The following is a 26,673-nucleotide window of genomic DNA, read 5'->3' as shown; positions in this document are numbered from 1 at the left end:
ATGCACGGAGGGTAAAAGAGATTCACTGAGGAAAATAATAAAATCTCTGTGCATCTCTGTGTCACAACTATACCTCAAATTGCATCAAGTTAATTACCATGCGAAACCGACACCGAGAGGTTTGTTTCCGAACGTAATCGGGCTACGCGAATACCTGATAATCGCTTATGCCACAGAACATAGTCGCTGATGGGGTAGGAGGTGAGCACCACTTCGCCCTGATCGGAGGAGGCATGAAGCAGATGAAAGCGTCCGTTGGGTTGCCGTACAGCCAGTCCAACGTGTTTCATATCGAGGCCGGGACGAGCAGCGGTCAGCATCACAATATCACCTTCCCGAAGCTGGCTCTCAGCCTGTCGAACGTTTTTGGCCGGAATAAAGGCAAAAGACTGCTGACTCAGCGAAGCTTCCGTCAGGGCTACCTGTTTGAAAATAGCGGGATCTTGCAATGGTACGTATTTGTACGTTGCGGAAGTCATGTACGAAATCGGCTTCGCGACAGATAAATTTCCGGGCAGTTCAGCTGTTACGTCGGCCAGAAGTCCTTTACGTTCATTGTCGCGCAGCCAGTCCGAAAAATAATGCAGGCGGCTGGCGTATCCATCGATTCGGCCATCCCGGTAGCGGAGTTTTGTCAGGTATTTCCGGAACGCTTGCTCCAGTTGCGCCTGATTCTGTTTATCTGCTACGTCATGCCAGGCCAGGGTAAGCGCCAGAACGGTTTCGATATACGTAGTGCAGTCAAATGCCTGAACGTTAACGATCAGTTGTTCAGGGTAGATACCGTCGAGTGTGTGCGCTACGTAGGGAGAACCCAGTAATTGTTTACCAAAACCAACGGCTGTTTCGGCCGGAGTTCTACCGCCAATCAGACTCAGCGATTGCAGCGAAGTAATAGTTTCCTGCGCCCATAGAATAGACGGTACAAGCAGCAGAAAAAGTGCTGTGTAAAGTTTTTGCATAGTCCGGTGGGAGTGTGTGCGCAACCTTTTGACGGTGATTGGCACAAAACGTATCGCTAATCTACAATTTTATTTCTATCACCCATGCACTACGTGGCTGGACCAGCAACGGAACACCTACACTGCCCACGCTTTCTACAGTTGTATTCATCAGAAAAATATCGGTAAACTGATACGTTCGACTGGCATCGAGTCGCATGGCATCGAACGCGGCCGCCGGGATACGTACCGTTGTATCGTAGGCGTTATGATTCGAAAAGTTGCAGACGATGAGCAACTTCTGACGGTCGCTGAAGCGCAGGTAACTGAATAGCTGATGAGCATCGTACCCAGCACTCTGGCCATTATCGTTGGCGTACTGTAAATCGTAGAAATATCCGTTCTGAATGGCATCTGACCCGTTGACTAAATGATTCAGTTGCTGATAAAAAGAACGTAGTGTGCGTTGATCATCGGTCAGTTCACCACCGTCGTAGCGGCCCGGTCGGTATGCAGCATCTCCGCTGGCGTGGGCATTTATCCAGCCCTGCCAGTCGGGCAGGCCCCAGTAATCGAAAATGGTTGTGCGGCCATCGTCGCCACTGAATCCTTCGCTGCCTTCTGCCCGTACCCCAATTTCCTGACCAAAATAAATCAATATTGGGCCGGTATGCATGGTGGCGGTCAGGGTCATGCCTGGTATGGCCGCCCAGGGGTCATTCGCAAAAAAACGAGACGCAATTCGCTGTTCGTCGTGGGTTTCCAGAAACCGGAGCATGTGTTGGGCAAAATCGCCGGATTCCTGCTGCCATACCCGCGTGAGTTCGTAACAGGAACCGTGCCCTTCCATCAGCCGACGAACGGCGTCGTACAACCCAACTTTGTCGTATAAGTAATCGAAACCGCCTTCAAAAATAAACGAGCGATACAGGCTGGGATCGTAAATCTCGGCAATAAAAATCAGGTTGGGATACCGTCGTTTGATCTGCCGGATGGCCCAGTGCCAGAACGCTACCGGCACCAGATGCGCCATGTCGCAGCGGAAACCATCGATACCCTTCGCCGACCAGAATAGCAGAATATCAAGCATTTGATGCCACGTAGCAGGAATCGGATTGAAATGCTGGCTCCAGTCGTGCAGGTTGATTCCGTAGTTTAGTTTAACAGTTTCGTACCAGTCGTTTACGTCTGGAGCGGCTGTAATGGAACCGCTGCCTGTCACCTTGGCCGGAAATTCGTGTAACGTACCAGATGATACGTTGCCCTCGGGTGGCACAAAGGTTTCGCCTGGCAGGTAATAAAAATTGTTTTGGGGCGAAAACGCTACCGACGTATCGTCTCGCTCGCCTAAATCCACTACGTTAGCTGGCTTTACGTCGGAATGGTACTGACGCGCTACGTGGTTTGGTATAAAATCGATGATCACTTTCAGTCCATGCGCGTGCGTACGGTGCACAAGGGCTTCAAACTCAGCCATCCGGTCGGGCACACTGACGGCTAGATCGGGGTCAACATCGTAATAATCTTTCACCGCGTAAGGCGAACCTGCACGCCCTTTCACCACAGCCGGGTCATCCGGGCGAATGCCATAGGCCGAATAATCTGTTTGCGTAGCGTGTTCCAGAATACCGGTAAACCAGACGTGCGTAGCGCCGAAATGCCGGATGCTCCGAAGGGCTTCGTTATTTATATCGTTGAACGTACCAACACCATTTTCATCACGGGTTCCGTTCCAGCGATTCGTCGTATTCTGATTACCAAACAGACGGGTAAAAATCTGATAGATAACCAATTTGTCGCTTACCGGGGTAGCAGATGATGTGTGCATAGTTTAAAGAGCGAAAGGGTGAAAGAGCGAAAGAGTGATGGCGATGCGGAGCGAGTTTGCCGGATGGTCTTTCGCTCTTTCACACTTTCACCCTTTCGCTCTTTAATTTCTCGACGCAAAACTATGGCCTTTTTTGAGGAAAATATTGGGCTAATTTTACGTTCTTGTTGCATTATTTTATGATTGACCTATGATATCTATGAAACAATTCACGATTGGCTGTTTTCTTTTATTCCTTTCACTTCAATTACTGTTCGCTCAACAGGCTACCATTCAGCGCGTTAATCCAACTAATTGGTGGGTAGGCATGAAAAATCCAAATGTGCAACTGCTTGTTTACGGACCTAATGCTGGTACGTTAGCCTATACGCTTAATTATCCGGGCGTTAAATTGGTGAAAACACATACGGTCGAGAATCCGAATTATACATTTCTCGATCTGACGATTGCTTCTACGGCGAAACCCGGTACGCTAAAAATCACGGGTAAACGAGGTGGCCACACGCTGACGCAATCATTTGAGTTGAAAGCCCGCGACAAATCGCCAAAAGGACAGGGTGTTACGTCGGCTGACTTCATTTACCTGGCCATGCCCGATCGTTTTGCCAACGGCGACGAGAGCAACGATAAATTTGCCGACATGGCCGACCCCAACGCCGACCGGGCGAATCCATTCTATCGGCACGGTGGCGATTTGGCCGGCGCATCCCAACGGCTTGATTACCTGAAAGATCTGGGCGTTACGGCCATCTGGTTCACGCCTGTGCTGGAAAATAACCAGCCGCTGACAAACGAGGGCGGAGCCATGCGTTCGGCGTATCACGGCTATGGTTTCACTGATCACTACGCGGTCGACCGGCGCATGGGCGGGAACGAAGCATATAAGGCATTCGTGAAAAAGGCGCACGGCATGGGGATGAAAGTGGTGCAGGATGCGGTCTATAACCACTGCGGCATTAATCACTGGTTTATCAAGGATATACCCAGCAAAGACTGGCTGCACCAGTGGCCGACCTACACCAATACGTCGTACAAATACCAGCCCATCACCGACCCGCATGGTGCTACGTTAGACCGTCGCGTTACGCTCGACGGCTGGTTTGTGCCGTTCCTGCCCGACTTAAACCAAAGCAATCCCTACGTAGCGAATTTCCTGATTCAGCACGCCATCTGGACGGTTGAGAATTTTGGCGTTGATGCCTGGCGCGTCGATACGTATATGTATAACGATCAGCCGTTTATGAATCGCTGCAATCAGGCGCTGATGGATGAATACCCGAAGATTCACATCTTTGGCGAGTCGTGGGTGAACAACGTAGTGGATCAGGCATATTACACACGTAACAAAATCAATTTCCCATTTAAATCCAATCAGCCGGGCGGACTCGATTTTGTGCTGTATGCGTCGATGAACGATGCGCTGAAACAGAAATTCAGTTGGGACGATGGCGTCAATCGGTTTTATCAGGCACTGGCGCAGGATGCCGTCTACGTCGATCCCAACAAACTCGTTACGTTCCTGGACAACCACGATACCGACCGCTATCTGTCGGTGATTGGCGAAGACTTGGATAAATATAAAATTGGCCTGACCTGGCTGCTGACCACGCGCGGCATTCCGTCGATGTACTACGGTACGGAAATTCTGATGAAGAATTTCAAAGACCCGTCAGATGCCGAAGTCCGGCGCGATTTCCCCGGTGGTTTCCCCGGCGATAAGGAAAATAAATTTGAAACCGCCGGACGTAACGACCGGGAAAATGAAGCGTTTCAGTACGTTCGGAAACTCGCTACGTATCGGCGCGGCAACCCGGTGCTGCATACTGGAAAACTGATGCAGTTTCTGCCGCAGGATGGTACGTATGTGTATTTCCGGTACGACGCCAACAAAACCGTAATGGTAGCGACGAACACAAACGACAAAGAAATCTCGCTCGATACGTCCCGATTTGCCGAACGAATGAACGGCGTTACGTCAGCCCGAAACGTATTGACCGACGCTACAATTTCTGATTTAAAACTGCTGAAACTTCCCGCCAAAACGGCGCTGGTACTGGAGCTAGGGAAGTAATGTCCCCTCGTTTCTTTAAAACACTACATTCCAACGGTTTAGGGTATTTCGGAATCTTCCGATAAAAAAACCTTGCCTTATGAAAACCACTACGTTCCTTTTTGTACTGTTGTTGGCGCTTGTCGGCTGCCGGAAAGAAACCATTTCGCAAGTGGACGACGGTACGTTGCCGGGTCAGTTTCGGATGCAAATCGACCCGGTACGTTGTGCTATGCCCACTACGCAACGGATAACGGTTCAGGTGACAGGCGCCGATACGTATCAGTTTACCTACGACCGTTTTGGCGCCGGGAGCTACAAATTAGCAGATATTAAAGCCACGAAACTCAGCGCCACTAGTCACGATCTGACCTTGAATGGACAATCCATCGGTCAATATAACTTTGAAGAAATACGTGATCTGAAAGGGACGAAAACATGCTGGGTACTGGAAGTACATCACGCCGTTGGTACGTCTGAAGGATTGGCGTTTATGGGGGTGAAGGAGTAAAAAACTGAAAGTTAACTTTCGAATATAAACCCCTAAATCCCCTAAAGGGGACTTTGTCCGAAAGTGAGCAAAGTCCCCTTTAGGGGATTTAGGGGTTTATATTCCAGCACTACGTCGTCACTTCTTCCGAAGCATAACCCCGATACCAGTTCACGTGGCGGGTCAGGTACATGATGACTCCCAGGATGAGCAATAGACCGAAACTACCGAGCAGCAACGAGTAATCTTCCAATTGAAGCAGCGAGTAAAAGAATCCGTAGAGCAGGGCGAGAATTCCGCTGAACAAAATAGTCAGGCGGGTATTCTGGAAGACGTAGCGGACGTAGAACGTAATGAGTGCCAGAATAATAACACTACCAATCAGATAAGCGCCATCGAATGAAACATGTTCGGAGATGGACAGAAGCAGCAGATAGAACAGGCAAATCGCGAAACCTACCAGCAGATACTGAATCGGGTGAATGCGTCGGCGGTCGAGGATTTCGACGAAAAAGAACGACACGAACGTAAGAATCACGAACAGAATCCCGTATTTGGCCGACCGCATCGTTTTCTGATACTCATCGACCGGCAGCAGCAGCTTCACGCCGAATGTAGGTAATGCTTCGTTGGGATTGGCGCGTGTCAGAAAGTTACCGATACCCTGCTGCGGGAAATTCCGGTTGAATTGCAGCACTTTCCAGGACGCCTGAAATCCCTGCGACGTAATGCTACGTTGGTCGGGTAGAAACGACCCCACAAAGCTGGGTGTGTTCCAGAGCGAATGCAGATTTACCCGCGTTTCTTTCCCGAACGGCAGAAAACTCAACTGCGTGCTACCGTTCAGATTAACTACCGACTCGAAACGATACGTATCAGCGTCGAGCTTAATCGGAACACTCACGCCCGACGGCAAAATATCTGCACTTGGAATACCTGGTTCGGCTTCCAATGTCTGGTTATTGATCCGGAACGTAATGGCGTTCTTGATGCCCTGCATATCCGTTACACCCAGCGATAAAAATGCTTTATCCCACTTCATAGCCGCATCCGACAGGCCCAACGACGTTACCGAGGGTTTCCGAAAACTGCCTTTGATGGTGAGTTTGGTATGGTAGAGCATCACCACGAAAATGCCGCGATTTCGACGTTCGGGTGTTACGTTGCCATCGAATTGCAAATCGTCGGGAAGGAAATGGGCAAACATTGTTTCAGTTTGTAACTGCCCTTTGGCATCTTTCGTAACCACGTCATACGGAACCGACAGAACAGGTCCGCCAATCACTTGCTGGCCTCCCCATTTGGCACTCACTTCGGCAGTAGCTTCATCACGGGTGGCTTCCCGCTCCTGAATCAGCGATTGCAACATACTTGTCGGAATCAGTAACACAAGCACCAGAAAACCGATAACGGCTAGTTTCAACATTGTAGACGTACGGATCCAGTTGTTAATACGGTCGATAATAGAAGCGGAATGTCCGGGGGCCGGTAATTGTTCCATGGTTCATTGTTCATTTAAAAGTACTTTGTGTTGCAAAGTAAATGGAGTTGAAATGAATTTCGCAATTTTTGTTAAAAGTTTTTTTGAACGGCTCTAGCTGGCAGTGAGACAGAACATAACGATGAGTTTTTTGTATGAGCCTTATTTGTCAAGCTGACGAAGGAAGTATCTTAAAGTACCTAAACTCGTTAGTTCGGATGCTTTAAGATGCTTCGTCCCTCAGCATGACAAATAAGGCTCTTACGAAAAAGGCTCGTAAGAATTGTAAAAAGACTACAAACATGGAAGGACTAGGCGCATTTCTTGGCGAACAGGGTTTCGATATCGATCAGCAGGCTCACGTAGTGCAACAGTTTCAACGACGAGCGTTGCAAAAAGGCGATTTGTATGTTCAGGAAGGACAAATAAGCCAGTACATTGGAATTGTGGAGATAGGCGTTTTCCAGTATTTCTGCCTGCGTGATGGCGACGAAGTCACTACGTATACACCGGGGCCGGGAGGTTTTCTGGTTTCGCTCAGTAGTTTTCTGAAACAGAAACCCGCCCGCGAAAGCATCCGCGCCTTAACCGATAGTGTGATCTGGGTAATTCACAAATCGGCGTTCGATCAGCTCCGTAGCGATCTGCCTTCTTTTGAGTCATTTTACATTGCGCTTCTCGAAGACCAGATCAACTGCATCGAGGACAGTCGCTTTAATCTGCTGACCTTAACGGCCGAAGAACGGTACCGGAAATTGCTGGACAATGAACCTCATTTATTACAGGAAGTCCCACTTCAATATTTAGCGTCAATTCTGGGTGTTACGCCCCGGCATCTGAGCCGAATTCGGGGACAGATTCGGTAATTAACATGAGTTATAGTAAGTTTTTGTCATCCTGACGAAGCCGGGCCGCCGGAGCGGAAGGATGACAAAAATTACCTATCCATATTATATGTAATTACCATCAAATGTCCGCCGTACGATTTGGACATTTGTCCAGTAGATTGGCTGGTTGGTCGGCCACCTTTGCATCGTCAATCACAACAAAAAGACGATATGCAACGGTTAATTTCAATAAGTCTGCTGCTTGGGGCCAGCACTACGTTTGCCCAGCAATTTCCCCGCCACGAGCTTAGTATCAACGGTTTTCGCAACCCATCCATCGGGTTGGAGTACCGCCAGAATCACGTTTCCGTTCACGCGGGTTATTACCTAACTGCCTTTCGGGCAGGTGTCAATACGTCCTTTCTGCGGGCAGGGCTAACGTACTGGTTTCTACCGGTCGGGTGCAAACCCAATCCTTCCTCGTTTTATACGTCTGTCTCCTACGTTCGTGGTTTTAACGGTGACTATCGGGAAAAGAACGGCGCTATGGGCGAGGTCGGTTTTCGCTGGATGGTCTGGAAAGGGCTAAATCTACGTATCGGCGTGGCTGCACTGATGGCTCCGGGCGAAAGCCTGAAAGTCAATCCTACGCCCGGTATCGGCTATGCGTTCAGCTGGTAAATATTTCACTACGTTACTAATCACACCGATGACTTCCTCGTCAATTCCATCGAACCGCCTGATTGGCTTTCTACTAATTCTCGGCGCTGTACTGGTGCTTATTCCCTACACACTGTTAACCATTACGTTCAATTATCCGCTTGTTCTCCGGGAGGAGCCTGGACAGGTTCTGACGCAGTTTCATGCAGGCGGCTCCACGCTGATTTTCACCTGGCTGGCGTTTGCACTTTCCGGTTTTCCATTGCTCATAGCATACGTATTGATTGGTCAGCGATTTGAAAATCAAGTATATTTTGTGCGTTTGGCTACTACACTTGGCGTTACATCAGGACTCGTGCAGATTGTCGGGTTGCTACGTTGGACATTTGTGGTGCCGGTGCTGGCAACGAATTATGTAAACACGACCGATCCCGCAATCCGGGCGGCCAGTGTGGCTGCTTTTCAGACGATTCATCAATTTGGGGGCGTTTTGCTGGGTGAACATTTGGGGCAATTGCTGACGATTGCCTGGACAATTTTAATAGCGCGGACATTCGCTCAGCTGGCTTTATTTCCCTCATGGGTGAGCTGGTTTGGCTACGTAGCATCCGCCATTTATCTGATGGCGCAGGGAGATTTGCTGGCGACGGTTATTCCGGGGTTTCCGGCTTGGGATCTGGCTGGCTTATTGGGAAGTACGTTCTGGCTGGTATGGCTTGTGACTGTGGGCGTACAGTTTTTACGACTCAATCGATTGGATAACGTACTGGCGAGCGTTTAAAACTGCCTACCTTTACGTCTTATCCAATTAATATAGCGTCAATGCCTTCTATCAAAGCTTTTCTGTTCGACCTTGACGGCGTGATTGTCGACACGGCTATTTATCATTATCAGGCCTGGAAACGACTGGCTAACGAACTTGGCTTCGATATTTCGGAGGAGTTCAACGAGCGGCTCAAGGGCGTTAGTCGCACCGAATCGCTGGAGATTATTCTGGCGCACGGCGGCCTGGTGCTTTCCGATGAAAAAAAGACGGAACTGGCTACTCAGAAAAATGGGTGGTATCTCGAATTGGTCAGCCGCATGACCTCCGACGATATTTTGCCCGGTGTGGCTACGTTCTTCTCGCAGGTACGTAAAGCTGGACTGCTGACGGCGCTGGGCTCTGTTAGTAAGAATGCCCCTATGATTCTGGAACGTATCGGCATGACCAATGCCTTTGACGCAATTATCGACGGCACCAAAATCAGCAAAGGCAAACCCGACCCCGAAGTGTTTACCAAAGGAGCCGACGAACTGGAAGTTAGCCCGGCTGAGTGCGTGGTGTTCGAGGATGCCGTAGCAGGCGTGGAAGCTGGTAAGCGTGCGGGTATGTTCGTGGTTGGGCTGGGCTCCTCCGACGTACTGACCCAGGCCGATTTGGTCGCTTCCTCACTGGAAAATCTGACGGTTGAGGACGTACTGACTAAAGCTTCAAACTGACGACTGTTACGCTCGACTTATCATTTTCATAAGTAATTTTCCTGGCCGGATATGTCCCGACATTGGCCGTCGTGGCAGTGAAGGGTAATCTACTTTTGGGTTCGGATAATTAACCGAATCCAAAACCATGAGTGGTTATCAGGTAGTAACGCGGGTGGAAACCCCAAATCACAGACCCAAATTTGTAGGTTTCCACCCTCAATACGTTAATCCGACCACCCCCAACCCAGCGTGGGCCCGGCCCCTCCTAAAACAGAAGGTGGCTTTCGTAAAGACAATCTTTAGTTATTCATCCAAATCCAGTATAGGGGAACAAGTAAGTCTCTGGATAGTCCCCTCCTTTTTTAGAAGGGGGTTGGTAAATAAGTCAATTCTTCTGTTCCTCTTCACTACAAGCGTTTTAGCCCAGCCATCTACAACGTATCAACCTCGAAAATCACAGGTCGATACGAAACATATCAGTGTAAATCTGAAATTCGACTGGTCGGGAAAACTGGCATATGGTACCGTTGCCATTATGTTCTTACCGGTAGAACGTATCGATACGTTGCGACTTGATGCGGTTCAAATGGACATCGAAACTATAACCCTGGCGGATGGTACGTCACTACGTTATAGCTACAATCGGCAACAAACCCAGGATAACCTGCGTATAGCTCTTGGCAGAACGTATCAGGCTGGTGAACAGACTACTGTATCGATTCGCTATCGTACGCAATGGGTGAATGGCACCGACCCGGCAAACATTGGGGGGAGTACGGGAAAAGGCATTCGTTTTTTTGAACCGTCGTCGACCGAGCCCAACCGCCGACGACAGATCTGGAGTATGGGCGAAGGGGAGAGGAACCGCTTCTGGGTTCCCTGTTTCGACGCCCCCGGCGATCTACGTACCACCGAATTTACGGCTACGGTCGATAAGCCGCTGTTCATCGTCGCGAACGGTAAGCTGGTGAGTACACGGGTACGTTCGGCGGCCATTACGTTGCTGGGGCAAACCCGCGACGCACAATATGTTGATCAGTATCTCAACTATCTGAAGGACAGGAGCGATTGCGTTTTTAACTCGGCCGCTATTGCGTTGGGACGTAGCAAAAGCCCGGCCACCTTTGACACGCTGATTCGTTTAAAAGACAAGCCTTCCTGGAAAAATCAAAGCCTCATCAGTAGCCTGAATGGGCTGAAAGAACTAGGTGATAAACGCGCCGTAGATTTCGCGCTATCATACGTCAATGCCGCCAAACTACCGCACTGGACACTCGCAACTCCCGTCTGGGATCACCGGCTGGCAGCCGTCGAAACGCTCCGAACGCTGGGCGCTTCCGAAAAAGGATACCCTGTTGTATTGGCAGCTTTTCACCGAGCCGTACAGGAAAATAATACCAACGATATCTTTTATCATTTGTTGCAGCTAACACTCCTGGCAGATAGTCGCGGACAGACTATTTTCGACCAACTGAAACAGACGTACAAAAACGATGCAAATGCACTTTCGGCGGTTACAGCCCTAGAAAGTCAGTTTGCCGAACGTATCAACACTAAAGAAACCGGCCAAAAATGACTCGCTCCCAACTCAATCCCATGCCCGTTTACTTTGATCGCTACATCAACCTGTGCGACGATGTAACACTGCCCGAAGCCATTCAAACCAGCCTTGACGAACTTGACCAATTTCCGCTCGAAACCTGGAAAGCCCTGGGCGACAAGGTATATGCGCCCGGCAAATGGACGGTGAAAGACATTCTACAACACCTCATCGATACCGAACGGATTTTCGGCTATCGTGCCCTGTCGTTTGCGCGTGGCGAATCGCAGCGCATGCCTTCGTTTGAGGAAGATGTATACGCACTGGCCGCTCAGAGTAGTACGCGGTCGATGGAAAGTTTAGTGGATGAGTTGCGGACGGTGCATTTGTCGTTTTTGAGCTTAATGAAATCGTTTACGCCCGACATGCTTCAGAAAGCGGGGATGGGTTTTAAAGGTGAGTACACCGTAGCGGCCATTGGTTTTTGCATGCCGGGGCACCAACGCTGGCACATGAACGTACTGAAAGAACGATACTACCCTCTGTTGGATGGATAGACCCATAAAGTTTGTATTCCTCATCCTGCCCAACGTACACCTGATGGACCTCGCTGGTCCCGATCAGACCATTCACGAAGCCATCGATTACGGGGCTAGCTTCATTATCGAATACTGCGGCATTGACGCAGAGGTGCAGAGCAGTGCGGGCTTGCACATGAAAAAACCGCTCCACTTCTCCCAAATCAACCTTTCGGCGGGCGATTATCTGCTTATTCCTGGCTCCAGCGTAACGTATCTGCTGTCGCCGGAATTTGCTCGTAATCAATCGCTATTTGACTGGATTCGCCAGTGTCATCAGCAACAGATTCGATTGGTTAGTATTTGTGCGGGAGCTTTTGTCCTGGCGCAATGCGGACTGCTGAATGGTATTGCCTGCACCACGCATTTCAAGCAAACCCGAACACTACAAGCAATGTATCCGCTGGCCAACGTCAGAGAAAACATTCTGTTTGTCGAGGAAAATAATATTTACACAAGTGCCGGTATTGCGTCGGGTATCGATCTGCTTTTATACATTATCGAGCGGCATAAAGGCGGTTATTTTACGCATAAAGTGGCGCGCGAGTTGGTTATTTACAATCGCCGGGACGGAAGCAATCAGCAAATAAGTGTTTTGCTGCAATTCCGAAATCACATTCATACGGGTATTCATAGAGCGCAGGATTACATCATTGAGCATATTTACCAGCGACACAACCTGGGTGCCCTCGCCGAAATCGCCAATATGAGCGAACGTAATTTCACCCGGATCTTTAAAAAAGAAACCGGAATTACTGCTACTTACTACATTAACCTGATTCGTAGAGAGTTGATCGATAAATTTCTGAATCACAAAGATTTAACATTGACTCAGATTGCGCAGAAAGTTGGGCTGATGAGTGAGAAGCAAGTACGGCGAATCCTTAAATCGGTGGATACGTAGCAACAAGGTGCCAGTTTGGGTTTTTTAGGCACAAGCTCAGAAATGAGCGTTTTTTGTCATGCTGACGAAGGAAGCATGACAAAAACTACAGGTAAACCTGTTGTAAATCCGTCGACCGAGGATAGTTAACGTAATCGATAATCACGGACTTTGTTGTAGATTTCAGGTCAACGCCGAAGTGTGTTAACTTCAGCGGCATCGATCCCCAATAACCGCTATGCCAAAACTTCTGCTTCTCCTGCTCACACTGCTCGCTACCCCCGTCCTGGCTCAAACCAGCCAAAATACCGGATCGGAAGCAGCACGTGACATGTCTACGCAACCCGCTGGACCGGTGCTGATAACGAACGGCAACCTCGTGGATGTAGAAACTGGTCAGGTGCGCGAAGGGATGAGTCTGCTCATTGAAAACGGTCTCATTCGCAAAATTGGCAAGAATTTGACCCCGCCAACCGGCGCAACTGTGGTGGATGCTACGGGTAAATGGCTCATGCCGGGACTGATTGACAGCCACATTCACCTGTTTCAGTCGGGTGGTTTGTATACGCGGCCCGATGGCATTGATTTGCGGAAGTACCGGCCTTATGAGACGGAGCGGCAGTGGTTGCGCGACAACATGGGCGATCTGCTACGTCGGTATCTGGCATGCGGAATCACCACGGTTATCGATGTAGGCGGTCCGATCTCTCAGTATCCATACCGCGACCGTTTCAACCAACAGGCTACCAGCCCGCAGATTCTGCTGACGGGTCCGCTCATTTCCACTTACCAGCCCGAAGCCTTCAAGATTGAGGATACGCCCATTCTCAAAGCCAATACGCCCGAAGAGGCCCGCGAGCAGGTACGGAAACAGTTGTCCTACAAACCTGATTTTATCAAAATCTGGTACATCGTCCGGGGTGTCGGTACGGGTGAAGAAACGCAGGCGATGGTGAAAGCCGCCATTGACGAGAGCCACAAAAATGGCTTGAAAGTCGCTATCCATACGCAGGAATTGCTGGCGGCTAAACTGGGCGTGAAGTTCGGGGCCGATTATCTGGTACACAGCCCTGAAGATGGCCTGGTCGATGATGAACTGATTGCGTTGATGAAGCAGAAGAATGTTAGCTATAACCCTACTATGGTGGTTGTAGGCGGCATCAAAGGTTTTTTTACCGACAGCCGTAAACTCACGCCCTACGAGTTTACGAGAGCCAACCCCTACGTGCTGGGCAGCCTGTTCGACACGAAACATATCCCCGAACCGGCGCTGAAAAAACGCATGGACGAATATCTGAACGGGCCGACTTTTGCGACTCGGCAAACGCGACGGGATTCAATCGTGCGGGCGAATCTGATTCGGGTTTGGAAAGCCGGTGTGAACGTAGTGACCGGTACCGATGCGGGTAATCCCGGCACGTTTCACGGCACCTCGTACATTGATGAATTACAGGCCATGAAAACCGCTGGACTAACCAACGCTGACCTGCTGAAGGCTTCAACGTTTAACGCGGCCCGGATTCTGAATAAAGAAGAACAGATTGGCTCGCTGGCCGAAGGTAAGTGGGCAAACGTACTGGTGCTACCGCAGAACCCTTTGACCGATCTTACTACGTTGACCCGTATTGAGACGGTCGTGAATCGGGGTTACGTTATGACTCCGGCGCAACTGCTGCCCGATAAACCCGAAGATTTGGCTCAGCGGCAACTGAACGCCTACAACGCCCGAAATCTGGAAGCATTTCTGGAGCCTTATGCAGAGGACGTAGAAATATATAATCTACCTTACGAACTACGTAGCAAGGGAAAAGAAGCAATGCGGAAAAACTACGCCTTTCTTGCCAATACTCCCGCGCTCCACTGCGAACTGGTCAACCGCATCGTTATGAACAACACCGTCATTGACCATGAGCGCGTTACGTTCGCGGCCGATAAAGCCCCGGTGCAGGCGGTGGCTATCTATAAAATTGAGAATGGAAAAATTAAGCAGGTGTATTTTACGAAGTAAACGCTACATAGTATCAAAACGAAAGCCAGCCCGATAATTTGATCGCAAATGGCGTAACCGGAATGCCGGTACGCCCTACGTTGTCGCGGTAAGTTACGCGGTGGATGGCGTCGACACGTAGCACTTTAAAAATGTTGTTGATGCCGTAACCAAGTTCAACGTAGGGCGTGTGGTTGAGTGAACTAAAGCCTTCAATCGCTTCTCCCGACGTACCGGTCTTCGGAATCATAGCCAGATTACTGTCCGAAACACTACCCACCAATACTTTCGCCGTAACGAGTTCGCGCCATTTGAGCCGACGTATCAGCGGCAATCGATTGAATAACAGTCCGCCAAAGTTGTGCTCTAGCTGGAGCGTTGCCCACCGATCGCAGATAAATTCGAAGTAGTTCATCAGGTTGTAGGCATTGCCGACGTAGAACGACGATTCGTTGCCCAGCGGCATGTAGAGCAGCGGATAAGGAACGGTCGACGGCATAATTCCCAAACCAACATTGTAATACGTTCGGCCCAGTACGCCCACCCGAAACGAATGCCGTATGCCGAGATTGATGCGATGATACGCGAAATCGCCATCCAGCAGGTTCCGAAAACCAAGGGCGTAACGTAGCGTGTAAATGGGTTTTCGGGTGGCACCGGTGCTGACTCGAGCGTTCTCGTTCTGAAGGATAACTTCGTCGGGAGCGTAGCGGGTTTCGGCAATGAATTCAGACGTTTGATACGTACTGCGGATAGTTTGGTCGCGGTCGTTGGGTTGCGGCTGGAACGCAAACGCAAACAACGGCTCGAAACTTCGATTCCGCAACGCGACCGTCTGCGTGACTCCCCCTTTCATCTCGCGCCGGAAATACAGCAGATTTTCTTCCTGAAAATAAGGTCGGCTGATGTTGCCGAAGCGGGAATAAGCCGCAAACAGGGAGTTGTTGCCAATGTTATCGGACGAAATACCAACCCGTTCCAGATCGTAGCTGTGCCGGATACCCACCACAGTCCAGGGTTTACGACTGATTATATACTCGACATTGGCCGAATATTTTAGCTGCCTATCCAACGTACCGTACGCTACGTATCCGTTAAGCTGCCATTTGCGGCTAAAACCGGTATTCGTGCGAAACCCAAGCCGAAATCGATAACCTTCAATGTTGTTTTTCGCGTATGACGACAAAATCGGGCCTAGTTCGATGTTTGACTTGCCAAGCGGAACATAGCCTAGTACGCCCAGCTTTATGACTTCTCCAGCGAAATGCACCAGCGGTACGTTCCGTACGGAATCGACTACCTGCATGGCCCGTAACTCGCTGGGATCTAAGGAGCTGGGGCGAACCTGTTGCCAGAACGTGGCATCGGTTTCCTTAAAATCGTCGGCTATTTCGAGGGATGGCGTATAAAAAGCGACTTCTTCCGGTTTATTTTCGATAACGTTACTGGATGCCGAAAAGAAACGTAGCAACGCCCCCGGTGAATTAGGCACAGGTTGGTCAGTATCGATGGTGACCTGCGTAAGCGTTGGAAAGCGAATTCCTGATGGCAGTGTTTCCCAGCTTTGCTCAATGTGCAGTTCTTCTACGAAATTGATATTGGCCCGTTTGTCTATACGAACGTCGGTCTGCGACAGCGCCATCTGCAACGTATCAATCCAGACGGTTCCGGTAAAAGCCAGATCGCTGTTACGTTTGGGCGTACATTCGATTTCGTAACAAACGGCGTTATTCAGCACAACCGTGTCTTTGAGCCGAAACGTATAGACCGTTTCCCACTGGCTGCCAACGGGCGAAGGAATGTCTTTCCGAAGAATGTAGAGCGAATTGCGGTAGAAATTGTACTGCTGAAACGAAGCTCCGGTAAACTGCGAAATCAGCCCGCCGTCGCTGACACCCACCCCCGCCACCCGCGACTTCTGAATACGTTCTTTTACCAGTTCGGGATTGATGCGCGCGTAAAACGTAGAGAAAGTTTCTGAAATAAACACCGGTACGGCAGGCTGCCCATTTTCGTCGGTGATGGCGGGGAGTTTCCCCAAAAACCGACCGACTAAACCCGGTCGTTTCTTATTCTTCCGTGTGAAACTGTTGATGTAACCCTCAATTTTGTTGTAACTATCGTACTGATAAGCTGAGAGTTGTGCCGGATTGAACTGGTCGCGTCGACGTAGCACTTCCCGCATAACCCGATAGGCCGGGTCGCCCCCTTTCGCGTAGACTCTAACCTCCGCCAGCTTCGTAGCGGCAGCAGTTAGTTGAGCATCAATTGTTTGGGCGGATTGCTGCTGAATAGCGTAGGATTGTGTGCGATATCCGAGGCTCAGCACCACCAACGAATCCGATAACTCACTTAGACGTAGCGAGTAACGTCCCTCAGCATCAGACGTAGTGCCGGTAGTTTTGCCCTTTAGCGCTACGCTGGCAAACGGAATGCCCGCTCCAGAAACAGCATCGGTAACGCGACCACTGATGGTATAACCATGCTGCGCCCTGACTGGCGAAAACCAGACGAGCAGAAACAGACTCATCACAGTCAGTAGCGATTGCTTCATTCAAATGGTGGCATCAGGTCGTATATAAGCTCAAACTGATGATTAGTCAATAGAGTTTACTAGGTATTCAGAAACTAAAAAAAGTGCAGACTCTCAACAGAAGATTACTATAACCAACGTAACAAAGGGTAGGAATGTGGCTTTTCTAAACTAGTACGTAGAAGGGAGAGTGTTCGTTGCAGCGGTCGCGAACGGATAAATCTTAATTGAGTTGTTGTATAAACTGTACGCTTTCGATAAACTGGTAAATAAAGATGCCGCTAAAATTGAGAAATCTAATCTGGATAATTAGCCTGATAAGCTGTTATCCGTTGTATGCGTGTGGGCAACTGTATTTGTTCATCTCGAAGCAGAAAGAAGCTGAGTTTTACGACCTGATTAAGAAACACCCCAACGACTGGATCAACGCTCACGTATTGCTGATGCTGGGCGTAGTTTTATTGATACCTACATTTATTGCGTTTTGTTACTATTTCAAAAATTCAAGAGCTTATTTCTTGGTACAGTTAAGTACGGTGTTCACGTTTATTTCATCGTTTGTGCTATTTGGCCAATTCACGATTGACTTATGCCTGATTGGTGTTTTTAAAATGCCTAAAGAAACGGCCTACGAAGTCTTAAATGCCATCCAAAATGACCCGCTTGTAAAACCATTATTTTACGATAATTCGCAAATTTTCTTTTTACTGAAATACGCTGACTTTACATTTCTAGCGCAGATTTTATTGGGCATAGCGTTCATCTTATCAACGAAAATTCCGAAGTGGGCCATTATCTTATTTTTCATTGCTCTACTTCTCACGCAATTTGGAATCCTGATTGACCCGTTTTATGGGCGAATAATTAAACGATTCAGTTACGCTTTATTTAGCGTTTCCTTTTTGCCCATTGCAGCCGCACTAAGAAAGTTAAATTGACAGACGTTTTGAACGCTAATCAATACCTCACTGCCTTGCACGTAGCACCAATCGATTACCTTCACAATCTTTGATCAAGGCCATGTACCCTAATTCGGTCGAAATCTGTTTTTTGGGTTGCAGGATGCTTCCACCTAATGCCTCTACGTTGCTCAGGGCTTGTTCCAGACTATCTACTTTGAGGTGAAGCGTCACGCCATTTTCAGAAGGATGATACCACTCGCCCTGGCAAAGGGCTCCCGAAGCCAGACTGGGCGGAAATACGGCCATCGTTAAAGCGCCTAAATCCATGATTTCTAAACGTATGTCGAAAAGCGTTTCGTAAAAAAGCTTCGCCTGATCGAATTTATAAACAGGAATCTCAAACCACTGTATCCAATTATTCATTCGCTTAATAGAAGTTAGTTCGGTTGAAGGTATAAGATAGTACTATGCAAAACAAACTATTGATTTATTCAAAACCAAAAATTCTAGGCAGTTTATCCATTTACATACGATAAATAAAACGTTGGCTGGCTAAAAGCATATTAGGTGTAGATTGAAACGTCAATCCTAATAAGCTAATAATGAAAAAACTTGTTCGTTACATTCGCGATAGTACCTGTTTGAGCCTCTTACTGTTGGTTGCGAATTTAGCCAGTGCACAGACGGTTAAGTTATGGACCGAAACGGATCGAAAATTTCTGGTCGATAATCTTGAACGTACCAAACTGGCCGTAATCAGTGAAACCAGGAATCTGACACCGGCGCAGTGGCACTTCAAAAAAGATTCGGCAAGCTGGTCGATTGCGCAGGTTGTCGAGCATTTGGGAGTTTACGAACGAATCTTTGTGCAGGAAGCCGACATTATGCTCAGTTCAAAACCTGAACCGGTGCTGGATAGTCTGTCACTTCCCGATAGTAGCTATATCGCCTGGATGAATGACCCGAGCCCTCATAAGGCTGAGTGGAACGCTGAACCGCTTGGTTTTATGAAAGGGAACGATAATCTAACGTACTTTTTGTTCGGCAGAAATAACTTTATCGAATTCATTCGGAACACGACTTACGACTTAAAATCGCATTTTACGTACCGATGGGGGAAGGAGCGCCGACGTAGCATCCATGCACTAATGGTCGTTCATTTTGCGCATACCGACAGACACCTGAAGCAAATCGCACGAATAAAAGCTACGTCTTCTTACCCCAAATCCTGAAGACAACGTAGCGTCTTGGTTCAAATCAATGAAACAAATTCTTTATCCACAGTGCCGGGTATGTAGATGTGAATGGACTGAAGATAGGAATAGATCGCGCCCATGTTATTGACAGGTTTTTTCATGGTCGCTGAATAGTCGACAGGCTCCCAATCATGGTTATATAAGTTTCCGTCAAAAAAAATCTGAAAGTTGCCCATTCGCATCGAATCACCGTAGCGGTCTATAAATGCCTCTTCATATTCCCCATGTAGTTTAGCGCATTGCCAGAGTTCTTCATCGGTTAAACTTTTTATGACACGAAGGTGAAGCGTGATATCTTTTATTGTGCCATCCTGCAAACCTTGCAATACGTGACCCACAACGTGCTCATTAGTGCTCACAAAAAGCCATTGGTTATTAACGAGCTTTTTGTACGTACACTGCGCACCCCAGTAAGAAGCTATTCCACGAAGTTGTCTGGAAGTCAGCATGAAGATAATTAGGCTCAGTTGGTCTGGGCGAATATAAAAAAATACCTCCCACAGTGCAGGAGGTATTTGGGCATCACCTTTTCCAATTATGAGGTTGTTGTATCAGAGTCGATTAAGGACGGCCACGGCCACCACCGCCACCACGATTGCCACCACCACGGTTTCCACCACCCGCTGGCGCTGACTGTTGCTGCTGGCCACCATTGTTATTATTGTCAGCGTTACCACCACCTTCATCGCCACCTTTTACGTCGTCGTTATTAACCGATTTCCGTCGACGTTGTGGAGCGTCGAAGCTCATCTTGCCGAGTTTGTAGTTGAACGTCAACCGAACTCCTGCGTTGTAGAAACTATTTTGGGAATATTGGGTCAGAATCGGCGAAACTGACTCAGAACGCTGAGTGAACGGATGGTTGAAGATATTTTCGGCCGCAATACCCAGGCTGGCTTTCTTATTGTTGAATTCTTTCCGGACGCCTATGTTGTAGAAATACATGGCACTTTGCTCGCCTTGTAGCTGCACCTGTTTGCCACGTCCACCGCCAAACACCTGAACACCCCAGCCATTGCTCAGCGACAGGCTGCTCATGAGCCGTCCGCCAATTACCCAGCCTGAGTTAGAAGCCGAGTAAATCGGATTTGCATTGTTGTTGGTCAGATTAACGTGGTATAAATCGATACCGCCACCCAATTGCAGTTTGGAGAACAACGTACCGTTACCGAACAAATTCAACCCGATAGCATCTTGACGACCAACGTTTTGATAGCTGGTACGTATCACCTGCTGGAAAACTGGATTGGTCGGATCACCGATGGATTGCTGTGATACGTCGCGAACAGCCGTGATTTCGTTGTTGGTACGTCGGGCAAAGATCGACCCATTCAGGTAAAGCCCTTTGATATTCATGCTCGTGCTGAACTCTACGTTCTCCGTGATTTCGGGCGACAGATACGGGTTACCAATCGTAATGTTCGTCGGGTTAGCGGAGTTGACGTTCGGGTTCAGGAACTGAATGCCCGGCCGCTGAATCCGACGGTTATACGCCAGCTTGATGATACGTCCACCTTTCAGACTTTTCGAGATATTGACACTGGGAACCAGCACACCGTAGTTCGGAATGGAGGTTGCCTGCCCCGCCGATTCATTGCTGAATTTGGCGTTGATAAAAGTATACTCATAGCGAGCTCCTGCCTTGATCGTGTATTTGCTTTTCGTTTGTACGGTATACGACAGATACGTACCGGCGATGTTCTGGTCGTAAAACAACGTGTTGGATGGGCGGCTGGTATCGAGTTGATACGCACCGTTATCGCCTGTAGAAAAGAAGTACTGATATTCACTGTTTACCTGCCGGAAAATACCCTTACCACCAAATTCGATCAATTGATTGGTTTTGATAGGTGTCTGATAATCAACCTGTAAAGTCGATTCCTGATTGTAGCTATCGTTGTTGTTTTTCTGACGGCTCGTTATGGTTTGAAAATCAGCGTTGCTCAGCAAGTCAGCTACGAAATCGTTCGTGCGGTTGTTCCGGCTGTAGAGAGCCAGTACGCTAAATTCCTGCTGCGGCTTATACGTTTTTGTGTAACTCACATTCGCATCGACCGTACCCGATAAATCAGTGGTTTTTACGTTCCGATCGTTGAGGATGGGGAAATAGCTATTGGGCGTAGTTGTCTGCGTAAGCAGGTTGAATTGATTCATAATCCCGTTTCGGGCACCATAGCGCAGGCTGGCTGTCAGCGACGTATTTTTGTCGATGTCATAATCCCAGCCCAACTGATAGTTACCGAATATACGCTGACTCAACGTATTGGCGGTTTGAACTGTCCGGGTTATACCTGAATACGTATTGGTGGCCAGGTCATAACTACGCGTTGTCTGATCGTTCAGGAACGCGCCTTTTACGTTATACTCCGCCCGACCAAATCCACCCAGCGAGAAGCCCATTTTGCCCGTGCGGTAGTTACCGTTCAGGCCCAGATTGGCACCCCGGTTACCAGCTCCGCCGTTAATATCCAGCGTAAGTCCCTGTAACGTATTCTTTTTGGTGACGATATTGATGATACCGGCAGAACCTTCGGCATCGTATTTAGCCGATGGCGACGTAATGACTTCTACCGTTTTAATCTGATCGGCCGGAATCTGCTTCAGCGCATCGGCTACACTGGCCGCTACGATGGTCGATGGTTTGTTGTTGATCAGTACGCGTACGTTGCCGCTGCCACGTAGTGATACGTTCCCGTCGAGGTCGACAGAAAGCATCGGTACTTTTCGCATGATATCGGTAGCGTCTCCCCCTTTTGCGGTAATGTCTTTATCGGCGTTGTACACCAGCCGGTCTACTTTTTCTTCGATAACGGCGGCCTGACCTACTACGTTTACTTCGCTAAGCGTACGTACATCGGGCGTCAGTTTAACTGCACCCACATTAATGTTGGTACCCTTATCGATGGTAATGACGGCGCTACGTTTGTCCTTGTAACCAATGAAGGAATATTGCAATCGATATCTGCCGGGAGCCAGGCGGTTCAACGTAAATTGCCCTTTGGCATCGGCGGTGGTTCCGTCGATGGGTTTGTTGGTCGAGATATTGAGCAGGGCGATGGTTGCGAATTCAACAGGCTTATTGGTCGATGAATCAGTAAGTACCCCAGTTATTTTGCCATTACCACGAGCAATTGGATCGGCTTCCGATGGCGTAGCACCCGGCGATGGCTGAACATTGTCGGGAACGGCGGGAATGGGAGCAGGCGTTTGTCCGCCCGGCATCGTAAAATTGTCGGGAGCGGTTGTGGCTGGTGTTTTGCCAAACGGATCTGGTGGGGATACGGGAGCCGTTGGGGCTGGTGTGCTGGTTGCGGGTGACGTAGTAGTTGGGTTACTCGGCGTTACCGGTGTCGTTGCGGTCGTGCTGCCGGGAATGGCGGGCACCTGGGCAAACGAAGCGGTAGTGCCAGCGAGGATACATAAGGAAAGTAGCAGCGTCTTCATAACTTCAGGTTTGAGCCCCAAAGGTCCTGCAGGAGCACTGAACCAGGAAATTAATCTGGTCGAATGCCGATTTTTGGCTGCTGAAAGCGAGAAACTGGCAACGGAGGTCAGTGCGGCCCAAAAGGATCAAAATGGGATAAATACAATTTTGCTTTTGTACTGCACGAATAACCTTAATTGAAGAGTAAAGTTTAAACAACGTGAATACGCAATTATGAATAGGCTATTTTTTTGTCATGCTGACGAAGGAAGCATCTTAAAGCATCCTTACCCTCAAGTTTGGACGCCTTAAGATGCTTCCTTCGTCAGCATGACAAAAAATGTCAATTAGCTTCCTTCAATACGCTCAGAAAGCCTTTCGGAATGGCTGCATCGAACCGCATGGGTACGCCGGTAATGGGGTGGTCAAATGCCAGCACTTCAGCGTGTAACCCCAATCGACCGATCGGGTTGGACGTAGCGCCGTACTTGGTATCGCCCGCAATTGGATGGCCAATGTCCTGCATATGTACCCGAATCTGATTTTTACGTCCGGTTTCCAGCTCCAGTTCCAGCAGGGCGAAATGGCGGTTGGATTTCACTACGTTATAATTGGTAATGGACAACTGCCCGAGCTCCGGGTTCTGGCTGGAATACACGATCAGCGCTTTGCTTTCGCGGAGGTAGGACGTAATGGTCCCCTGATGTGGTTCGGGAACACCTTCTACCAGTGCTACGTAGGTACGTTGTTTGGTGGTGGAATTCCAGTTTTCCTGCATGATACGTTGTACTTTTTCACTACGTGCAAACATCATCACGCCCGACGTTTCGCGGTCGAGCCGGTGTATGATGAAGATTTTATTCTTCGGATTTTCTTTTTTAACGTAGTCGCTCAGAATGCCATAGGCCGTACGGTCGCGCTCTTTGTTCGTAGCCATTGAGAGCAAGCCAGCCTGTTTGTTGATGACAATCAGGTGAACATCTTCATAAAGAATAGTAAGCCCCCGATATTGCGAGGTTTCGGGTGCCCGACTGGCCGCTACCGTAACGATCTGCCCCGGACGTAGCGGATGATTAAACTGTGTGTAAACCTTCCCTTCAATCAGAATCTGTTTGTTACGTAGCAGCGATTTGATGTTATTTCGATTCTTGTGCGGTAACTGAGTAAGTAAGAACGTCATCAATTCGGCGGGTTCCGAAACGGTTAAATTGATGTTGGTACGTTCGCCACGTCGCGGGCTGGGTGATTGGGGGCTTTCCATCCGACAAAGGTACGAAGTATAAAGAGTGAAAGAACGAATGAGTGAAATTGTGAAAGGCCATCCGTCAGGTTCGCTCATTCACACTTTCGCGCTTTGAACTCATTCACAATCGGGGTAGCCACATGCCCATTGTTGCTCCGAAAATGCCGATAATCGTGATAATAGTACATAGAAAAATGAGGGCTGATGTAACGAAACTAAGCCTACTATTCTGCTTTCGTTTTGCATACCAGTAGAGTTCCAGCACAATGAGCGAAGCCGGAATCGCATACGTGAAAATTGACAAAACCGTAAGGAATGGACCCGTAAATGTTTTGGGATTGAAACCGACAGGCCCCCCGTTGATGACTAACCAGCCCATCAGCAACACCCTGAAAAACCAGACACCATTCACAACCATAAACAGACGTAGCGCCCAGACTCGATGCTTAGCGATTTGCCGAGATCGGGCGTATTTGATGGTGAGTAAGGCAAACAAAACGATATAAATTGCCTGAATACTGTTAGTGATGTGCTGCGTGGCGTCGCCAACCGTACCCCGCGTCCAGAGCATGAATAATCCAGCCGTACTGACAACGATTGCCGATACTACGTAGATTCTGCCAAGCCAGCGATGGAAATGAGGCAAACGTTTACGTATCTGAGGAATCAGTTGCAACGGCCCACCGATAACCAGGATTGCAGCCAACAATACGTGTGCCCCAATGATAAGATTTCCTTTCCAGTCCCCTTCGACATAACCGCGCGGCAACACATCGTTCCATCGCTCAAAATCACCCGTAATGGTGGCTTTGCCGTAAAAGAAGAGAATATAGATTCCAAATAACCATTGACCTACCGTTGCAACAGCCAGCCATATGGCTGCTGCGTAGGTGAGGGTTTTTGCTGCATACGTAGCGTTTCTTTCTTTGAGGGGTAGAGGATTTGCAGTAACCATAATAGGAAGCCAGTTAAGTTTTAGTCAAACTTAAGGCTGCCCTTTTTCTGGCTGATTAGACAAATGTCCAATACGGATGAGCGGTTTTTTTGCCGTATGAGTGTCAGAAGTCAATTTCCTTCCTGAGTCGGCTCAGATGCCTTTGCGTAATACCCAGATAAGACGCTACGTGACGTAACGGTACGTTCTGGATAATGGCCGGTTTCTCGCTGAGAAATTTTTCATACCGTTCTTCAGCCGTCAGCGTAGTCATATCATTGAGTCGTTGTTTGTCTTCTTCGAGGTGTTTTTGCAGAATCTGTATGGTGTAATCCTTCAGGGTAGTACTACGTTTCGCGCTTGCATCTACATCGTCTCGACTGATACGTAGTAATTCGCAATCTGTGATGCAGTGAAGGTTTTCGTTGGAAACCGAGCGGTTCATGAAATGGAAATAAGACGTAAAAAAACGGGAGCCCTTGTTAAGATCAACCGTGATTTCGTTGTTGTCTTTATCCAGATGGAAATTCCGCATGAAGCCCGAGACAATAAAATTGTGATACTGAGGAATTTGACCAGCGGGTTCAATAATCGTGTCTTTGGGTACAAAAATCGGCTTAAAGGACTGCCGAATAGATTCCTTGTCGGTTTCGGGCAGGGGTATAATTTCTTCAATGTAACTGAAGAATCTTGCGTAGTAATGCTCCATGCTCCCGTGTATTTACTCAAGTCCACAAAATTAATCTCTTGAGTAAAGATAGGCAGTTAGGCTGTTACGTTGCCATACCTGACGACTTATGACTATTGACTTTTAAACTTACTTCCCAAGCCATTCCTTAAACTCGGTCATGCGGTCGCCACTGACGAAGACTTCGTGGCGGGATTTTGGTGCCAAATCGAGCTTGAGTTTGCCCGCCGAGAACGTATGGATGGTCTGAATGGCTGGCAGCGACACCAGAAACTGGCGACTAATCCGAAAAAACTGCCGGGGATTGAGTAGCTGAACGAGTTTATCCAGACTGTAATCGACGGGGAGATTCAGGCCATCTTTGGTAACCAGAAAGACCACTTTTTCTTCCAGAAAAAAATAGGCAATATCGGTGGTAGGAATGCTACGTATTTTCGTCCCCACCGTAATCATAAACCGGTCTTTATAGTCAGTTTCTCTGGGCTTGCCAATTAGATTGAGCAACTTCTCGATGTCGGGCGTACCCGGGTTCTCCTGACCAAACTGCTTCTTAAGAGCCTTGAATTTTTCGATAGCTGCTACCAGTTCATCGTAATTGATGGGTTTCAGCAGGTAATCGATACTGTTCACCTTAAACGCCTGAATCATGTACTCGTCGTAGGCGGTCGTAAAAACAACCGGCGTGGTCAGTTCCGTTTGTTCGAAAATGCGAAAGCCAAGGTCATCTTCTAAGTGAATATCCATAAACACCAGATCGACGACCGGATGCGGAGCCGAAAACCAGCTAACCGCTTCGGACACTGAAGGAAGGCGCTCCAGTACGTTAATAGAAGGGTCATATTTATGGAGCAATCCCTCTAGCCGCTTGGCTGTCAGGTTCTCATCTTCAATAATTACAACGTTCATAGTTTAAAGAGCCAAAGAGTGAAAGAGTAACTAAAGAATGAAAGGCTTACGCAAGCTTT

Annotated in this window: 23 protein-coding genes; 12 read left to right on the top strand and 11 right to left on the bottom strand. The window is 48.6% G+C overall.

Going from position 1 to position 26,673, the window contains the following annotated elements; translation table 11 throughout:
- Positions 1 to 89 precede the first annotated feature (89 nt).
- Together IC229_RS11955 and IC229_RS11950 are read right to left on the bottom strand one after the other, a co-directional pair.
- Positions 90 to 962: an N-acetylmuramoyl-L-alanine amidase-like domain-containing protein gene (locus tag IC229_RS11955; RefSeq protein ID WP_190887212.1), complete on the bottom strand. Its 873-nt coding sequence runs from the start codon at positions 960 to 962 to the stop codon at positions 90 to 92.
- Between the two features lie 61 nt (positions 963 to 1,023).
- Complete coding sequence (locus IC229_RS11950; protein WP_190887211.1) at positions 1,024 to 2,769, bottom strand: alpha-amylase family protein; 1,746 nt, start codon at positions 2,767 to 2,769, stop codon at positions 1,024 to 1,026.
- A gap of 199 nt (positions 2,770 to 2,968) precedes the next feature.
- On the opposite strand from IC229_RS11950, the gene IC229_RS11945 reads away from it, so the two are divergent.
- Positions 2,969 to 4,840 (top strand): glycoside hydrolase family 13 protein, encoded by a 1,872-nt coding sequence (locus tag IC229_RS11945; protein ID WP_190887210.1) that lies wholly within the window; start codon positions 2,969 to 2,971, stop codon positions 4,838 to 4,840.
- A 79-nt stretch (positions 4,841 to 4,919) separates the two neighbouring features.
- A complete protein-coding gene (locus tag IC229_RS11940; RefSeq protein ID WP_190887209.1) occupies positions 4,920 to 5,330 on the top strand; it encodes a hypothetical protein in 411 nt (136 codons plus the stop codon).
- A 109-nt stretch (positions 5,331 to 5,439) separates the two neighbouring features.
- Here IC229_RS11940 and creD read toward each other — a convergent pair whose 3' ends face one another.
- Positions 5,440 to 6,810 carry a cell envelope integrity protein CreD gene (creD, locus tag IC229_RS11935; RefSeq protein ID WP_223833966.1) on the bottom strand — a complete coding sequence of 457 codons (1,371 nt, stop codon included), beginning with the start codon at positions 6,808 to 6,810 and terminating at the stop codon, positions 5,440 to 5,442.
- A gap of 281 nt (positions 6,811 to 7,091) precedes the next feature.
- Between creD and IC229_RS11930 the strand changes: the two genes are divergently transcribed.
- The 8 genes from IC229_RS11930 to IC229_RS11895 all read left to right on the top strand — a co-directional run bounded on the left by IC229_RS11930 (position 7,092) and on the right by IC229_RS11895 (position 14,749).
- Entirely contained in the window at positions 7,092 to 7,655 is a 564-nt protein-coding gene (locus tag IC229_RS11930; RefSeq protein WP_190887208.1) for a Crp/Fnr family transcriptional regulator, read from the top strand.
- A gap of 192 nt (positions 7,656 to 7,847) precedes the next feature.
- Entirely contained in the window at positions 7,848 to 8,297 is a 450-nt protein-coding gene (locus IC229_RS11925; RefSeq protein WP_190887207.1) for a hypothetical protein, read from the top strand.
- A gap of 28 nt (positions 8,298 to 8,325) precedes the next feature.
- A complete protein-coding gene (locus IC229_RS11920) occupies positions 8,326 to 9,057 on the top strand; it encodes a DUF4386 domain-containing protein (protein ID WP_190887206.1) in 732 nt (243 codons plus the stop codon).
- A gap of 41 nt (positions 9,058 to 9,098) precedes the next feature.
- The gene (gene pgmB, locus IC229_RS11915; RefSeq protein ID WP_190887205.1) at positions 9,099 to 9,758 is read left to right on the top strand and encodes a beta-phosphoglucomutase; all 660 of its coding nucleotides are present in this window, start codon (positions 9,099 to 9,101) and stop codon (positions 9,756 to 9,758) included.
- A gap of 127 nt (positions 9,759 to 9,885) precedes the next feature.
- Complete coding sequence (locus IC229_RS11910) at positions 9,886 to 11,316, top strand: HEAT repeat domain-containing protein (RefSeq protein WP_190887204.1); 1,431 nt, start codon at positions 9,886 to 9,888, stop codon at positions 11,314 to 11,316.
- Positions 11,313 to 11,837 carry a DinB family protein gene (locus IC229_RS11905; RefSeq protein ID WP_190887203.1) on the top strand — a complete coding sequence of 175 codons (525 nt, stop codon included), beginning with the start codon at positions 11,313 to 11,315 and terminating at the stop codon, positions 11,835 to 11,837. Before IC229_RS11910 ends, IC229_RS11905 begins: the two co-directional genes overlap by 4 nt.
- Complete coding sequence (locus IC229_RS11900; protein WP_190887202.1) at positions 11,830 to 12,762, top strand: GlxA family transcriptional regulator; 933 nt, start codon at positions 11,830 to 11,832, stop codon at positions 12,760 to 12,762. Before IC229_RS11905 ends, IC229_RS11900 begins: the two co-directional genes overlap by 8 nt.
- 217 nt (positions 12,763 to 12,979) lie before the next feature.
- The gene (locus tag IC229_RS11895) at positions 12,980 to 14,749 is read left to right on the top strand and encodes an amidohydrolase family protein (protein ID WP_190887201.1); all 1,770 of its coding nucleotides are present in this window, start codon (positions 12,980 to 12,982) and stop codon (positions 14,747 to 14,749) included.
- Positions 14,750 to 14,762: 13 nt separating this feature from the next.
- On the opposite strand, the gene IC229_RS11890 is transcribed toward IC229_RS11895, so the two are convergent.
- Positions 14,763 to 17,282 carry a DUF5686 and carboxypeptidase-like regulatory domain-containing protein gene (locus IC229_RS11890; RefSeq protein WP_190887200.1) on the bottom strand — a complete coding sequence of 840 codons (2,520 nt, stop codon included), beginning with the start codon at positions 17,280 to 17,282 and terminating at the stop codon, positions 14,763 to 14,765.
- 254 nt (positions 17,283 to 17,536) lie between these two features.
- Here IC229_RS11890 and IC229_RS11885 point away from each other — a divergent pair, with 254 nt between their 5' ends.
- Positions 17,537 to 18,199, top strand: coding sequence for a hypothetical protein (locus tag IC229_RS11885; protein ID WP_190887199.1), 663 nt, complete (start codon positions 17,537 to 17,539; stop codon positions 18,197 to 18,199).
- Positions 18,200 to 18,226: 27 nt separating this feature from the next.
- Here the strand turns inward: IC229_RS11885 and IC229_RS11880 are convergent, their stop codons facing one another.
- Positions 18,227 to 18,586: a VOC family protein gene (locus IC229_RS11880; protein WP_190887198.1), complete on the bottom strand. Its 360-nt coding sequence runs from the start codon at positions 18,584 to 18,586 to the stop codon at positions 18,227 to 18,229.
- Positions 18,587 to 18,765: 179 nt separating this feature from the next.
- Between IC229_RS11880 and IC229_RS11875 the strand changes: the two genes are divergently transcribed.
- Positions 18,766 to 19,395 carry a DinB family protein gene (locus IC229_RS11875; protein WP_190887197.1) on the top strand — a complete coding sequence of 210 codons (630 nt, stop codon included), beginning with the start codon at positions 18,766 to 18,768 and terminating at the stop codon, positions 19,393 to 19,395.
- Positions 19,396 to 19,415: 20 nt separating this feature from the next.
- Here IC229_RS11875 and IC229_RS11870 read toward each other — a convergent pair whose 3' ends face one another.
- The 6 genes from IC229_RS11870 to IC229_RS11845 form a co-directional block, all read right to left on the bottom strand.
- Complete coding sequence (locus IC229_RS11870) at positions 19,416 to 19,868, bottom strand: hypothetical protein (protein ID WP_190887196.1); 453 nt, start codon at positions 19,866 to 19,868, stop codon at positions 19,416 to 19,418.
- Between the two features lie 112 nt (positions 19,869 to 19,980).
- Entirely contained in the window at positions 19,981 to 22,863 is a 2,883-nt protein-coding gene (locus tag IC229_RS11865) for a TonB-dependent receptor domain-containing protein (protein WP_190887195.1), read from the bottom strand.
- Between the two features lie 323 nt (positions 22,864 to 23,186).
- Positions 23,187 to 24,104 carry an RluA family pseudouridine synthase gene (locus IC229_RS11860; RefSeq protein WP_190887194.1) on the bottom strand — a complete coding sequence of 306 codons (918 nt, stop codon included), beginning with the start codon at positions 24,102 to 24,104 and terminating at the stop codon, positions 23,187 to 23,189.
- 103 nt (positions 24,105 to 24,207) lie between these two features.
- Positions 24,208 to 25,041 (bottom strand): DUF2306 domain-containing protein, encoded by an 834-nt coding sequence (locus IC229_RS11855; protein WP_190887193.1) that lies wholly within the window; start codon positions 25,039 to 25,041, stop codon positions 24,208 to 24,210.
- Between the two features lie 103 nt (positions 25,042 to 25,144).
- The gene (locus tag IC229_RS11850; RefSeq protein ID WP_190887192.1) at positions 25,145 to 25,729 is read right to left on the bottom strand and encodes a Crp/Fnr family transcriptional regulator; all 585 of its coding nucleotides are present in this window, start codon (positions 25,727 to 25,729) and stop codon (positions 25,145 to 25,147) included.
- A 108-nt stretch (positions 25,730 to 25,837) separates the two neighbouring features.
- Positions 25,838 to 26,614, bottom strand: a complete 777-nt coding sequence (locus IC229_RS11845) for a LytR/AlgR family response regulator transcription factor (protein WP_190887191.1) — start codon at positions 26,612 to 26,614, stop codon at positions 25,838 to 25,840.
- Positions 26,615 to 26,673: the final 59 nt, after the last annotated feature.

The sequence above is a fragment of the Spirosoma profusum genome, assembly GCF_014699005.1.
In the GTDB taxonomy this organism is placed as follows: Bacteria; Bacteroidota; Bacteroidia; order Cytophagales; family Spirosomataceae; genus Spirosoma; species Spirosoma profusum.
Note: the sequence above shows the minus strand (reverse complement) of the source record. Positions and strands in the feature narration are given on the sequence as shown.